Origin of the sequence: Streptosporangium sp. CA-115845, assembly GCF_050943795.1 — a bacterium.
In the GTDB taxonomy this organism is placed as follows: domain Bacteria; phylum Actinomycetota; class Actinomycetes; order Streptosporangiales; family Streptosporangiaceae; genus Streptosporangium.
In genome coordinates this window covers 1,436,471-1,450,546 of sequence record NZ_CP191988.1, presented here as the reverse complement: position 1 = coordinate 1,450,546, position 14,076 = coordinate 1,436,471, and the positions used below count along the sequence as shown (strand labels likewise).

The following is a 14,076-nucleotide window of genomic DNA, read 5'->3' as shown; positions in this document are numbered from 1 at the left end:
GGGGGCGTCTCGGCCGGGGGGCAGGTTTCCAGAGCGTGAGCAGCGCGTTTCGGACTCGCACGAAAAAGGGCCTTGACACCGCTCGATCTCCGGTAGCACTCTCGGTTACGGAGAGCGCTCTCCCCCCTGCCGCGTTGATGGCAGGCATCCCCTTTTTGAGGAGAGATCGTGCATCCAGCTCGTGGTTCGGGCCGATTCCGGTTAGGTCTGGTCATCGCCGCCCTCGCGGCCCTGGTCGTCTCCGGTCTGGCATTCGTCAGTCCCGCGGCGGCGGCCGACACCCTGCTGTCACAGGGCAGGACGGCGACCGCCTCGTCGTCCGAGGGCGCCGCCTACGGCGCGGCGGCAGCGGTCGACGGCAACCTGACGGGCACCCGGTGGGCCAGCGCGTTCAGCGATCCGCAGTGGCTCCAGGTCGACCTCGGCGCCACCGCGACGATCAGCCGTGCCGTGCTGACCTGGGAGACCGCATACGGCAAGGCGTTCAAGCTCCAGGTCTCCGGCAACGGCACCTCCTGGACCGACATCTACTCGACCACCACCGGTACCGGCGGCACCCAGACCCTGGACGTGACCGGCACCGGCCGCTACGTACGGATGTACGGCACAACGCGCGGCACCGGCTACGGCTACTCGCTCTGGGAGTTCCAGATCTACGGCAGCACGGGCGGCTCCGAGGAGCCCGGCACCTGGACCGAGGTGTGGAAGGACGACTTCAACGGAGCGGCCGGCACCTCCCCCTCGGCCGCCGACTGGATCCTGCGCACCGGCACCTCCTACCCCGGCGGCGCCGCGAACTGGGGCACCGGCGAGGTCGAGACCATGAGCGCCTCGACGGCCAACGTGTTCCTCGACGGCACCGGCAACCTGAACATCAAGGCGATCAAGGACGGCGCGGGCAACTGGACCTCGGGCCGGATCGAGACCCAGCGCACCGACTTCGAGCCCAAGCCCGGCGAGATGCTCAGGTTCAGCGCCCGGCTGAAGCAGCCCGACGTCGCGAACGCCCTCGGCTACTGGCCGGGTTTCCGGGCGACCGGCGCCGCCTACCGCGGCAATTACCACAACTGGCCCTCGGTCGGCGAGACCGACATCATGACCGGCGTCAACGGCCGCGACCAGTTGGCCAACACCCTGCACTGCGGCACCGCCCCCGACGGAGTGTGCAACGAGTACAACGGCCGCACCAGTGGTTTCGCCACCTGCGACGGCTGCCAGAGCGGCTACCACGAGTACGCCCAGGTCATCGACCGCACCAAGACCGACGAGGAGATCCGCTTCTACCTCGACGGCAGGCAGACCTGGATCGTGCGCCAGAGCCAGGTCGGCGTCGCCGCCTGGAAGGCCGCCCTGCACCACGGCTTCTACCTCCGCCTCGACCTGGCCATCGGCGGCTCGCTGCCCAACGCGCTCGCGGGCGTCACGACGCCGACCGCCGCCACCACCTCGGGCGGTGTGCTGAGCGTGGACAAGGTATCGGTCTCCAGGCAGACCGGCACCACTCCGGCCGCCATGACCGACCCGGCGACCCCGGCCGGCCCGAGCACGGTCAGGGTGACCGGCTCCCAGGGCAACTGGCAGCTCCAGGTGAACGGTTCGCCGTATGTGATCAAGGGCCTGACCTACGGCCCGCCGCAGGCCGCGGCCGACGGCTACATGCGCGACCTTGCGGCCATGGGCGTCAACACGATCCGTACCTGGGGCGTCGACGACACCCACACCCCGGCCCTGCTGGACCGGGCCGCCCAGCAGGGCATCAAGGTCATCGTCGGGCACTGGCTCAACCAGGGCGCCGACTACGTCAACGACACCGCGTACAAGACCAGCGTGAAGAACGAGATCGTCGCCCGGGTCAACGCCCTCAAGGGCCGCCAGGGCGTGCTCATGTGGGACGTCGGCAACGAGGTCATCCTCACCATGCAGGACCACGGCCTGCCGGCCGACGTGGTCGAGCAGCGACGGGTGGCGTACGCGAAGTTCGTCAACGAGGTGGCGGAGGCGATCCACGCCGCCGACCCCAACCACCCGGTCACCTCCACCGACGCCTACACCCACGCCTGGACCTACTACAAGGCCCACTCCCCCGCCCTGGACCTGCTCGCGGTCAACTCCTACGGCGCCATCCACACGGTCAGGCAGGACTGGATCAGCGGCGGGTACACCAAGCCCTACATCGTCACCGAGGCGGGGCCGGACGGCGAGTGGGAGGTCCCGAACGACGTCAACGGCGTGCCCAACGAGCCGACCGACCTGCAGAAGCGGGACCAGTACACCGCCGGCTGGAACGCGATCAAGGGCCACACCGGCGTCGCGCTCGGTGCCACCGAGTTCCACTACGGCCTGGAGAACGACTTCGGCGGGGTGTGGCTCAACACCACCACCGGCGGCTGGCGCCGGCACGGCTACCACGCGCTCAAGGCGGCCTACACCGGGCAGCCCTCGGCGAACACGCCCCCGGAGATCACCTCGATGACCGTCGGCTCGCAGACCGCCGTCCAGGCCGGCAAGCCCTTCACCGTCGAGGTCGCCGCCTCCGACCCGAACAACGATCTGATCCGCTACAACCTGATGTTCAGCAACAAGCACATCAACGGCAACCGCGGCTTCGACAACGTCAGGTTCACCCAGACCGGCCCCGGCAGGTTCTCGGTGACCGCACCGGAGCAGATGGGCGTGTGGAAGGTGTACGTGTACGCCTTCGACGGGCACGGCAACGCCGGCATCGAGCAGCGCTCCTTCCGCGTGGTCCCGCCCACGGTCGCCGGAACCAACGTGGCGCTCGGCAAGCCGACCACCGCCTCCACCTACCAGGCGACCGGTGACGGCGGCCCGTTCACCCCGGGCCGGGCGACCGACGGCAACTTCTCCACCCGCTGGGCCAGCGAGTGGGCCGACCCGCAGTGGATCCAGGTGGACCTCGGCGCGACCACCGCCATCAGGCACATCCAGCTCGGCTGGGAGGGCGCGTACGGCAAGGCCTATCAGATCCAGACCTCGACCAACGGCTCGACCTGGAGCAACGCCTACTCGACCACGACCGGCGACGGCGGGTTCGACTCCATCGACCTCACCGCGTCGGCCAGGTACGTCCGGGTGAACCTCACCCAGCGCGGCACCGCGTACGGCTACTCCCTCTGGGAGCTCGGCGTCTACAGCTAGTTCCTCGCTGGATCCCGCACAACGTCCGGCCCTGGACAGGGCCGCGTGTGCGAGTAGTGACACACCGCCCAGGTCTTTTACCGGGCGGTGTGTCACCGCCTCCTCTCGGCACCCCTGCGGAAGGCCTTCAGAAGCCCTTCTGCGGCGCCGAATCCCGACCGTCAGGCAACGCGTGAGGAGGGCACCGCCCAGGTTTTACAGGAGCCCGGGTCGCCGCTCCTGAAACCGCGGTCGAGCCAGTAGACGATGTTCTTGCCCTTGGCGAAATAGCGGTCTTTCTTGGAGTTGTAGTCGCCGTTCTCCTTCACGAGTTCCAGCAGCGCGGGCCAGCCCTCGCTGTCCTGCCCCGCGCTCTTCCAGACGCTTCCCAGGAAAACTCCCCCCAGGCAGTCCGCCTGCAGGGCCCAGCGCCGGACCCGCTCGAAACGCTCGGCCTGGTTTTTGGACGGCAACGCGCCGTAAGCATCGGTGATGCCGGTGAGGAACTGCAGATGGTTGCCATAGAGCCTGGCGACGTAGTGGAAGTGGTAGATCTCGCGGGTCGGCAGGTAGTAATCCTCGTCCACCAGTATCGCCATCGTCTTCGTCGCGGAGCAGTAACGGGAGTTGATGTCCTTGTGCCACTTTTTCCCGCAGAACTGCGTCTGCTTGGTGAGGACGACGAGCTTGGCGGGCGCGAAGGGCAGCTTGGCACGCTTGAAATGGGCCGACCACGAAGCGTTCAGGCAGCTCCACAACCCGACGAGGGTGCGCTTGGCGTCCGCGACGCTCTGGGTGCTGAGCGCGCCATCAGGACATTCCGATGATTTGATCCTGCCGCTGCGGTAGAGGCTGTTGTCGGTCAGCACGGGCACGTCCCTGACAGGAGAGGCGAGAGCCTCGGCACTGCCGGAGATGAGGAGAACGCCGAGGAGGGCCGAGGCCAGCAGCACGGGGGGTCTGAACATGAGAAAGCAGGTTAGAGCAGAACACCGGCAACAATGAGGTCCAACCGTCCCCCTCTCCGCAGAGAGCCCGTCGCCAAAGGATCGGCATGGCGTCGACATGGCCGGCTCGATGGGAGATCCGTCGATCGATCACTGCCGATCGGCTGTGGATATGCTGGCCATGTCGGGAAGATCGGCGCCCGATATCCGACAGACTCTTGCCGTTTACAGGGAGTAACGAATGGCACGCTTGGTGGCCTCCGGTTGGACCGGAGCAGTTCTCGCCGCCCTCCTGCTGACCGGTTGCTCCTCGGACCAGTTGGGCGATCGTGGCGGGAAGGAGAACGCGGCGCCTGACAGGGTCGGTGATGTCGACTACATCGAGGTCTTCCGAAACGCCGACAATTTCCCCAACGTCGCCCGGATCTGTGTCGAGGGCCTGGCCTTCGCCGGCACGTCGAGCGGGACACGCGGCGAGAGCGGCGTCGCCAACCCCGCGCTGCTCCGCATACCCGAGTGGGACGCCAAGTGCGCCGAGCACTCGAAAACCCCTCCGTCGCCCAAGGCGAGTTCCTCTCCGGGCTGACCTGGAATCCATGACGCGGCTCGAGCTCACCGACCGGTCGTGACGGGCACGCTCGCCAGGAGACCGGATGGCAACCTGCACCGCTCATCCGCGCAGAACCAAGTTGACGCTCGTACCTGCGGCTGGTGGAACAATCTTCATGACACGCCGACCTGGTGCAATTCACCATGCCCTGCCAGGGTGATCATGTGGTCAGTAAGGCGATTCAAAAGCTCTTTGCAGATGCCGGTTGCGATGGATGGCTATGTGTCCTGGACATAGACGACACCGCGGAAGTACACGTCGGCGGCGATGACCTGGTAGTGGCTGCCTCGGTCTTCAAGGTCGCCATAGCCGTGGAAGTCTTCCGACAGGCCGACGCGGGCTACCTTGATCTACAAGACCGAGTCCATATCAGGCCCAATGCGCGAACAGCAGGCCCGACAGGATTTTCCACCTTCGCCGACGAAGTCGACGCTTCCATACGCGACCTGACCAGGATGATGCTGGTCGTGAGCGATAACGCGGCCACCGACATCCTCATCGATCGTGTCGGCCTGGATCGTGTTCGAGCGACCCTGACCGAATTGGGGCTGAAGGTGACCGCGATTCCCTTCTCCCTGCAGGGCATGCTCGACTCGATAGGCCAGGACGCGAGATTTACCGACTGGGCAGAACTGACTCACGCAACGGCCACAGCACGCTCGGCCGATGAATCCCAGGACCTGCAGGAACGGCTGTGGTCCTCCCGGGCCATGCAACCCGAACATGCGATCCGCACGACCGCCAGGGAGATGGCCCGGTTGCTGCGCCTGATCTGGCGCGACGAGGCCGGCCCCGCTGAGGCGTGCGCCCAGGTCCGCCAACTGATGGCTCAGCAGGTGACCAAGAATCGCCTGGCGATGGGCTTTCAACGTGACGTCCGCGTCGCGGCCAAGAGCGGAAGCCTGTTCGGAGTGATCCGCAACGAGATCGGAGTCCTGGAGAGGACAGACGGGCACCGCTACGCGGCCGCAGTCTTCACACGAGCACACCGGCCCTGGATCAATGAGAACGAGATCAACACGGTTATCGGCACCGCCGCCGCCCTCGCTGTCGACCAGATCAGCAGGAAGGCTCCTGGCTCTGAGGTCCCATGAAACCAATCCATCGTCTGGACGACGATAAAGGACAATTCAAGCGCGGCCCTACGAGGCCTGTTCCTGCCGCTCGTCACCCGTGTCGAAGAAGGTGCTGAGATACTCCTCCGGTTCGAGATCGCTGTCCCGGAGGAGGGAGAAGACCTCCGTGCCCGGCTCGATCACGTCGTCTGACAGCCGGTACGCCTGCGCCAACCCCAGATACTCGAACGCGGTACCGGTGGCGTATCTCGCGGCCTCACGTTCCGCCATGACAATGGCCTCGTCAAACGAACCGGCGCGCCACAGGGTGACCCGTTCCTCGTAGGTGTCGTGTGGCGCCCCCCAGCGGAAAACACATCGAACCGTGTACCAGCCGGTGTCAGGCGTCTCGATCACACCGTAATGATGCCGGACGGGCATCATTCGATCTTCAGCGGGTTCATGAAATCACCGCCCGGCTTCCGCGGCCGGGCGGTTCTCCTGCACCGAAGACGCGGCACGGAGAGCCGGTTGTTCACGGTAGGGAGGAAACCTTGGTCGTACGCCTACGGCACCCGCGATGGCGGCCGCATGGCCGCGACCAACGTCAACGGTGACTGGGCAGGTGGCGGCCATCGGCATCTTCACCGACGTGCTCCAGGGAGGATCACCGGCAGGTGCGAAGCATGTTGAGCAAGGCCACCTTCTCCTTGCGGGTCACGAAGAGCCGGTAGTGGTGCTTCACGGTGATCCATGAGGTCGCGTACCGGCACCAGTGGGCGCGGCGTTGCGGGCGCCAGCCCTGCGGGCCTTTGCCGCCTTTGGCGATGTTGGCGGAGTGGCTGACGGTGAGCAGTTCGGGACGGGTCAGGTCGTTGGCGAAGGCGCGCCGCTTGGCCTGGCTCCATCGTTTGGCGCCCGAGCGCCAGGCATAGGCGAGCGGCACCAGGTGGTCGACGTCCACGTACTTCTCGCTCTTCAGCCACTTGCCGTCGTACGGGCTGTACCAGAGCCCCTTGACCGGGTGGCAGACCGCGTTACGGCGTACGTTCCGCCCGTCGCGGGCCAGGACCATCTCCCGCGTGCTGCACCTGCCCGTGCGGTGCGCCGATCGGGATTGGAACCGCTCGCGGCTGTAGCCCCGGATGGAAAGGGCCCTGGCGACCTTGAGCTGAGCCAGCATGCGCCGGGCGAGGGCCGTGGCCTCCGCCTGTGATCGCTTGCGCGGTTCGGCCGCCGCCTGTGGGGTGGTGAGGGCGGAGGTGATCGGGATGAGCACGAGGGTGAGTACGGCGACGTGGGCTGCCCGCCTCAGGAAGATCATGGCTTTACCTATACCCAACGACAACCCGGCAGCCGACAGGAACGGCCGGACCTGGCCTGGGCGCTTCTGACGGGCGACCTGCCGGTGTGGGGTTCCTCGGCCGGTCGGTAGCCGAGGCGACCACAGGTCGCGACGAGCACCAAGTGCCGCCACTACCCGTGCAAGCCGTACGGGCCGGAAAGCGGTCTTCAGCCGCGCCCGCGACCTGATGTTCTTCTGTCCTGTACGGCCCGCAGCGTGAGCATGCCGCCCAGCAGCACAAGCCAGGCACCGAGCGTGAACCTGGTGAGCAGGAGGACCACGATCATCAGGGCCTTGAAGGTACGCCCCGGCGACCCCGGCATCAGGTCCACGAAGTGACCGACGGTCTCCACCGACATCAGCGGGCCGCCGATCCCGCCGAGCACCGCGATGAAGGCGTTCAGCCGCCACAGCAGGAGTGCGGCCGCCGCGATCACCACGCCCAGCAGGACGGCGGGGACGATCGCGAGCAGCACCTCGGGCAAATCGTCCTCGCTGCCCAGGACGAACCCCCAGAACAGGAAGACCAGGGCCAGTGGGATCACGAGCGCCATACTGATCGCCGCGGCCACATTGTGCCGCCGCACCGCCACGCAGAAGGCGGGAACCACCGGGATCAGGCAGCCCATGCTGATCATGATCCAGGCGGGCAGGCTCAGGAGGTACCTGTGCTGCTCGAAGACCCACCCCGCGAGGAAGTCCAAACCCTGGGCGAACAGGGTCAGTGCCAGCAGGACCATCAGGACCAACGCCACCACGGAGGCGATCAGCTGCGGGGCAGCGGAGTGAGCCCGGCTCCCCGGCGCCTGCGATTCCGAGTTGGACAGCAGCAACGTCCCGGACGGCGGGGGCGCCGGACGGTCCGGCACGGGCCGCGATCCGGCCACGGCCCCCGCTCCCTGCCCTGTCAGCAGGCCCAGCAGTTCCTCGGTGCCGGGCCGCGCCTTGGGGTCCTTGGCCAGGCAGCGCGCGAGCAGCGGCCGCAACCCCTCCGGCACCTCGGACAGATCCGGTTCGGTGGTCAGGATGGCGTGCATCATGGCGGGCATCGTGTCCCCCTTGAACGCCTGCTGCCCGGTAGCCGCGAACACCATCGTGCCGGCCCAGCTGAACAGATCCGCCGCCGACCCGACCGCCCCGCCCGCGAACTGCTCGGGCGCCATGAACGCGGGCGTCCCCATCACACTGCTGGTGGCGGTCTGATCCAGCGCCCTGGCGATCCCGAAGTCGATCACGACCGGCCCCTCGGCCCCCATGATCACATTGTTCGGCTTGAAGTCCCGGTGCACGATCCCGGCCCGGTGGATGGCGGCCAGCGCGGTCAAGGTGGTCACCGCCAGCCGTTCCAGCCCGCTGCCGAACCGCACCCCCTCGCCTCTCACCAGCCGGTCCAGCGAGGGCCCGGTGATGAACTCGCTCACGATGTACGGTCGGCCGTCGGCGACCCCGACGTCCAGCACCCGGGCCGTGCAGAACGGCGCCACCCGCCGCGCCGCCTCCACCTCCCGGATGAACCACCGGTGCGTCTCCGCATCCTCCATCTGCGCGTGCAGCACCTTCACCGCGACCTTCGCCCCCGCGGCGTCCTGCCCCAGATACACCGACCCCTGCCCGCCTCGGCCGAGTACACCGCTCAGCCGGAAGGCGTTGATCTGAACCGGATCCGCAGACGCGAGAGGCAGCACGAAATGACCTTAGTGCGCCTTTCATTCCCCCACCAGACCGCCGGCGAGGCGCCGTCATGGGCGGGATCATGCCTAGAACCAGCCGGAGCGCTGTGCCGACCGGGCACTCCCGGCGCGCCGCTGCTCTTCATCGGCGAGCGCACCTTCCGGCCGCGCGCCGTCTTTCAGGGAACAGTGATCGTCCAGCGTCGAAACCAGGAGACAGCGAACCCCGCCCCTGAAGAGACGAGGCGGGGTTCGTGCACTTCAGGAGTTACTTGAGGAGCCGGCGGGCCATCACCAGGCGCTGGATCTGATTGGTGCCCTCGTAGATCTGGGTGATCTCCGATGTGTGATCAGGCCACCTGCGAAAACAACTCGATCATGGGGATGAGCAGGGATTACGCTTGTGGGCGCCTCGCATCACTTCTCGCTGTTTTTGGTGCTCCCACGGAACAGCGACGGAACAGAGCAGAAGCTTGGAGGCGCCCGTGACGATGCCCACCCTCTGTGCCAAGCTCAAGCGGGACACACGGGGATGAAGTTCCTAACATGGCACGAGTAGGGCGAGCGACGGGATCGGGAAGTAGCGCAGGCCGCCACGGGAGAGCTGAATCTCGGGGGCGTCCCACAGCATCTCGGGCCAGGCAGCCTGCGCCAGCTCGTACACCGTTTCCGACGGGGCACACCAGCCTCCGGACGCCACCAGGTTCCGCTCCGGCAGGCGGCTCTGGTCGCTGGCGAGGATGACGGCGCGAGTGCCCTCGGTGCCGGAGGAAGAGTCGTTGATGATGAGTTCGTTGGCGAACGGCAGCCGGTACGACGCGGTGAGGCCGACGCCACCACCAGCCGTTTTCAACGCGTTGGCGCGTCGGATGATGCCTTCTGTCACACCGTCCATGTCGAGCGGCTGGCCGGGTTGGTAGCCGGGCACGTCCACGGACGCGGTGATCTCTGGGCTGGGCGGCGGCGCGGCCGGAAGCACCCGCGGCTGGCGGCGCCGCACGCTGGACAGGTCCAAGGCCGGCCGCCTGGCCGGGAGGTTCGCGGATGCGGTCACCTGCGGCTCCGCCTCCGCCTCCACGACCGGCTCGGCATCGTCGCCAGCGTCGGCCGCGGCAACCGCACCGTCGAGCAGGGCGGACAGCTCAGTGTCATTGAGGATCGCGATGTCGTCGGGAAGCTCAAACGGGTCCATGGGCCGGTGGTCTCCTGTGATCATCTCTAGGAGATCCGGCCCACAACCAGCGATCATGCATATCCTAGCGTCCGACAGCGGTCAAGGTCAGTGCCCTACCGTGTGGCGGTGTTGAGCGGTCAGGAGATCTGCCAGTTCTCGGCCAGCGGATTCGGCTGCGATGCTTGGACAGGACCCATCCCCGCATGCGCCGGGACGCGCGGCTTGCGCGATAGGCGTGCAACCAGCCGAGTCACCTCAGGCTTTCACCCGTGTAGCGGCGGAACGCGTCGTCCATCAAATGCCAGAATGACCGGAAGCGAGTCGCGCCGAGCATGTATGTGGTGTCGAGATACCATGCCTCCCACTCACCGCCGGAGGTGACGATGTACGGGTTGAGCAGGTAGACACTGCCCTCGACATCTTCGGAAACGTACAGCGTATGCGGAAGGTAGTCTCCGACCTCGAAGTAATCTTGGTCCTGGGGCGCGTCGTAGTCGAAGAAATAATCGTCGGGCAACTCCGGAATCGGGGAATCCGGCGGGGGGCCCCATGAGTGCGCAAGATGCGGGTTGACGTCGCGAGTCCAGCCGACCTCGGCTATGGGCAGCAGGTGGAGGCTGGTGATGGAGTTTTCGTCCCAGCCGTTGCTCACCTGAAGGAACTCCCGGTAACTCGGTGGCAGGCGGCGGCCAAGACGCTCCTCCTGCTGGAGGATCTCGGCTTCGCTTGCGGGATTCATGCCCAGCCAATCAGGCGGATGCGGGAGGGCGTCCGGCCCGGCGTAGATGGTGCGGAGACGATCAGTCCAAGGGGGGCGGGGAGTGTCCGAATTATTCACAGGGCATATTTTACCGGAAATGCAATCAAGACGGGTCCGCCGGGGGATCTATCGGCCGAGACCGCGAAAATGGCTGATCAACTGCCGTTTTCGGCCCGTTCTTGAGTGCGCGGGCTCATGACAGCGAGCAATCCGGGAGTGAGGGAGGGCCGCCATGAGGCCCTCCCTCACTTAACTACGGGAACTTAACTACGAGCTAGGGTTCAATCGACACCCAGAACTGGTTGTCCGCCCCGATCCGGTAATGCGCGTAGAACGATCGCAGCACATGGCCATGGTCTATATTCTGCTGATGATTGACGGCGCGCACCGAGAAATGACCCTCGGCCTGCGCAGCCCCTTGCACGGTGCTGGCGAAAGGATACTCGTCGCACGAGTTGCCGTTCCCCCGAGGAATACCACCGGTCTGCCACGGTGGCAGATACTTATCCGGCATGTAGTACTTGCAGTAGTTCGTGCCGAACGTCTGCGGCCAGAACCATTTGGCGGAAGTCCCGGAGTCCAGCATCAGCTCTCGATTGGAGAAGTAACGACGGTTCTGCGCAGTTTCGGCCTCCGAGGCGGTGCGCACCAGAGGGTCGCTTTCCGGATCGGCCCAGTTCCCCGGGATTTCCTTGCTTTTTCCGTTTGTGGGGTTTTTTGCGGGTGGATACGAGGGTTCGCCCCAGTCATGTCCGTCCCGCAGCGGCGGGAACGTGGCTGCGTTCGTCTTCGGATCCAGTGCCTCCTCAATGTGCTTGGTGACTTCGGGGAACCGGGTATCCTTGCTCTTCGACATTGCGAAGACCCGGCTGGCTGCGTAGTTGACGCATCCTCCGATGTGTACATCCGCCTTCTGGAAGCCGAACCTTTTCCAGTCGCAGCGGAACGTTGGCGCCGTGTCCTGCAACCCGTCTGTGAGGGTGTCGCCCTTCCGCCGGACGCCGCGGTCGTCACCATTCTCGTCCTTGACTATCCGGCTCCACAAATTGAACCGCGTCGGGAACAACACATCGTCGAAAATGTAGACCTGAGGCAGGATCGTGCACCAGTTGTTCTTTGTCGGGTCGTCAGGCGTCATCGCCCGGATAATGAACTCGGAGTCGGGCTTCGTGTACCACTCGGAGACATCCTTGGTTTGCTCGGTTCCGCTCCGTACTTTGCATTCCTTGCCCCATATCGAGTCCGGGAAAGCCTGCATCTGCAATCCGATGTCCAGACCCCTCAGTTCGGCCGACGACAACTTGACCCGGCCGCTCGAGTCCTCGACCGCCATTTCGTCGAGCCGCACGAAGACCTTCATGTCCTGCGGTTTCAGGTCACCTGCCGGCCTGACGATATTGTTGCCGGTCGAGTCGCCGAGATAGCTGTGGATGACCCAGGTGGCCCTGAATCTGAACCGGTCGTCATCGTCGAAGATCGCGCTGCCGAACTCTTTTATCAGTTGCTTGACGATGTTGCCACTCGATGCCGCCTTCCGCAGCGTCCTGGTGATCGGGTCTTCTTCGAAGTCCTGAACGTAGAGATAAGCCGACCAGCAGGAGAGGTAGGGCTTCTCCTGGATGCGGGCGGTTTTGTGCTTCTCGATGAAGGTTGTGTCTTTGCAGTCCTGCAGGTCGATGTGCTCGTAATCGAAGTTGTAGACGGGTATGTCCGCAGTTGTTGCTGCCTTGGCTGTATTGGTCTGGCCAGGTCGGAGACTCTGCGGAGCCGCGACGGTGACGCTGCGGGCGTACAAGTCGCTGACATCGGCGCTGCTCAGCGCTCGCTGATACACCTCGACCTCGTCGACGGCGCCGAGCATGCTCGCGCCGAGCCGCATGGGCGCGTCAGCATTCCACGCAGAGGAGGTCAGCTGAGCGGTGCCAATCTGGGTGCCGTTGAGATACAGCACGGCTGTCTTCGCCGCCGCATCGTAGGTACCCGCGAGGTGGAACCATTCATTTGCCGGAGCTTCGCTACCGGACCGGACTCCCTCGACCACGGCACCGGAGTCGTCGGCGTCCGTGAAGGTGAAGACCAGTCCTTGCTCGGAGTCGTTGCCGAGCCGGAACGGCGCTTGCCCGGTGCCCTTCTGCTCAAGGACGGTGTATGTGCCGTCCTTGTCGTTCCACCGAAGCCGATCGGAAACGGTGAAGCTCTGGCCGGTGCGGATCACGGGTCCGCTCGTTTGCGCGAGAGGCTCCTGCCCAGGCTTGATCAGTTGGACGATGCCGTCCTGCCAGTCCGACCAGGCCGATGCAGAGTCCGCGCCAACCGCGCGGGCGCGCCAGCGGACCTGCCAGCCGTCGGTCAGCTTCCCTGCCGGAACGGCGAGGCTGGCCTGGCCGCCGGAGGCGACGTTGTCCACGCCGCCGGCCCAGATCTGGCCGCTTCCCTGCCCGGCGGGAGCGGCCGGGTCGTGTTCGAGTTCGACCTCGGCGTGCAGCGGCTGGGTGGCCGGGTCGGTGACCGTGGCGTGCAGGGCCGGGGTCAGGCTGGTGGTCATGGTGACACCGTTCACCTGCTGTGAGGGGGTGACCTGCAAGGTGCTCACCGTCGGGTTGGGTACGTCCACGGTCGCTATTTGCCAGGCCGACCACGCCGACGTGGTCGACGCGGCGGTGTTGGCCGCGCGGGCCCGCCACCTGACCTTCCACCCGTCGGTCAACTTCGCCGCGGGGACGGTGACCGTGGCCTGGCTGCCGGAGGCCACGGCCGCCGAGGTGGCGGCCTAGATCTGGCCGGTGCCCTGCCCCGTGGCGGCCGGGTCGTGCTCGATTTCGAACTGGCCGGTTAGGGTGCCGCCGATGGTGTCGGGTGGCTGCGAGTTGCGGGGTGAGCGAGGTGACCGTGGTGACCCCACCAGCCGCCTGCGCCGGGGTGATGGCCAGGCCGCTGACAGTGGGCGCCGAGGCGGGGCCGGTGGTGGTGACGGTCAGCGTGGGCGGGGTGGCGAAGTCGGTGTCCTCGGCGGAGGTGAACACCCGGTAGTTGTCGTTGGTGTTGGTCTCGTTCGGGTGCTGCAGCACCAGGCCGTGGTTGGCCGCGCCGGCGGCCCAGTCCTGGGCGATGCCGGTGACGTTCCAGTCCATCGGGCCGGGCCAGGTAGCGCAGCTCTCGTTGATCGCCGCCCTGTTGATCTGGGCGTCCTCGGTGGTGGAGGGCGGCTTGTTGGCCCAGTACAGGTTGTTCTCATCCCAGGCGCCGGTCAGGCATCTCATGGGACTAGACAGCCATGACTCATGATGATCTTGGATCGGTTGGCACTGTTCCCTCGGAGCTCTGGCGTCACGTCCGCTGAGGCTTTCTCGTCCTGATGGCCTGGTACGACAGGTCTG

General features: G+C 66.0%; 11 protein-coding genes. 3 read left to right on the top strand and 8 right to left on the bottom strand.

Annotated elements, in window-relative coordinates; genetic code table 11:
* Positions 1–168: 168 nt before the first annotated feature.
* Positions 169–3,159, top strand: a complete 2,991-nt coding sequence (locus ACQP0P_RS09020; protein WP_433373443.1) for a galactose-binding domain-containing protein — start codon at positions 169–171, stop codon at positions 3,157–3,159.
* Positions 3,160–3,320: 161 nt separating this feature from the next.
* Here the strand turns inward: ACQP0P_RS09020 and ACQP0P_RS09015 are convergent, their stop codons facing one another.
* Positions 3,321–4,106, bottom strand: coding sequence for a hypothetical protein (locus tag ACQP0P_RS09015; protein WP_433373440.1), 786 nt, complete (start codon positions 4,104–4,106; stop codon positions 3,321–3,323).
* Between the two features lie 220 nt (positions 4,107–4,326).
* Between ACQP0P_RS09015 and ACQP0P_RS09010 the strand changes: the two genes are divergently transcribed.
* Together ACQP0P_RS09010 and ACQP0P_RS09005 are read left to right on the top strand one after the other, a co-directional pair.
* Positions 4,327–4,671: a hypothetical protein gene (locus tag ACQP0P_RS09010; protein ID WP_433373438.1), complete on the top strand. Its 345-nt coding sequence runs from the start codon at positions 4,327–4,329 to the stop codon at positions 4,669–4,671.
* 155 nt (positions 4,672–4,826) lie between these two features.
* Complete coding sequence (locus ACQP0P_RS09005; protein WP_433373435.1) at positions 4,827–5,789, top strand: serine hydrolase; 963 nt, start codon at positions 4,827–4,829, stop codon at positions 5,787–5,789.
* 48 nt (positions 5,790–5,837) lie between these two features.
* Here ACQP0P_RS09005 and ACQP0P_RS09000 read toward each other — a convergent pair whose 3' ends face one another.
* From ACQP0P_RS09000 to ACQP0P_RS08970, 7 genes are all read right to left on the bottom strand, one after another.
* Positions 5,838–6,167, bottom strand: coding sequence for a hypothetical protein (locus ACQP0P_RS09000; protein ID WP_433373433.1), 330 nt, complete (start codon positions 6,165–6,167; stop codon positions 5,838–5,840).
* A gap of 250 nt (positions 6,168–6,417) precedes the next feature.
* Positions 6,418–7,074, bottom strand: coding sequence for an HNH endonuclease family protein (locus ACQP0P_RS08995; RefSeq protein ID WP_433373430.1), 657 nt, complete (start codon positions 7,072–7,074; stop codon positions 6,418–6,420).
* Between the two features lie 188 nt (positions 7,075–7,262).
* Positions 7,263–8,780 (bottom strand): serine/threonine-protein kinase, encoded by a 1,518-nt coding sequence (locus ACQP0P_RS08990; protein WP_433373427.1) that lies wholly within the window; start codon positions 8,778–8,780, stop codon positions 7,263–7,265.
* Positions 8,781–9,306: 526 nt separating this feature from the next.
* The gene (locus tag ACQP0P_RS08985) at positions 9,307–9,957 is read right to left on the bottom strand and encodes a major capsid protein (protein WP_433373425.1); all 651 of its coding nucleotides are present in this window, start codon (positions 9,955–9,957) and stop codon (positions 9,307–9,309) included.
* A 232-nt stretch (positions 9,958–10,189) separates the two neighbouring features.
* Positions 10,190–10,777, bottom strand: coding sequence for an SMI1/KNR4 family protein (locus ACQP0P_RS08980; protein WP_433373422.1), 588 nt, complete (start codon positions 10,775–10,777; stop codon positions 10,190–10,192).
* Positions 10,778–10,973: 196 nt separating this feature from the next.
* Positions 10,974–12,914, bottom strand: coding sequence for a LamG-like jellyroll fold domain-containing protein (locus ACQP0P_RS08975; RefSeq protein ID WP_433373420.1), 1,941 nt, complete (start codon positions 12,912–12,914; stop codon positions 10,974–10,976).
* Positions 12,835–13,959 carry a DNRLRE domain-containing protein gene (locus ACQP0P_RS08970; protein ID WP_433373417.1) on the bottom strand — a complete coding sequence of 375 codons (1,125 nt, stop codon included), beginning with the start codon at positions 13,957–13,959 and terminating at the stop codon, positions 12,835–12,837. The genes ACQP0P_RS08975 and ACQP0P_RS08970 overlap by 80 nt, the downstream gene beginning before the upstream one ends.
* Between the last annotated feature and the right edge of the window lie 117 nt (positions 13,960–14,076).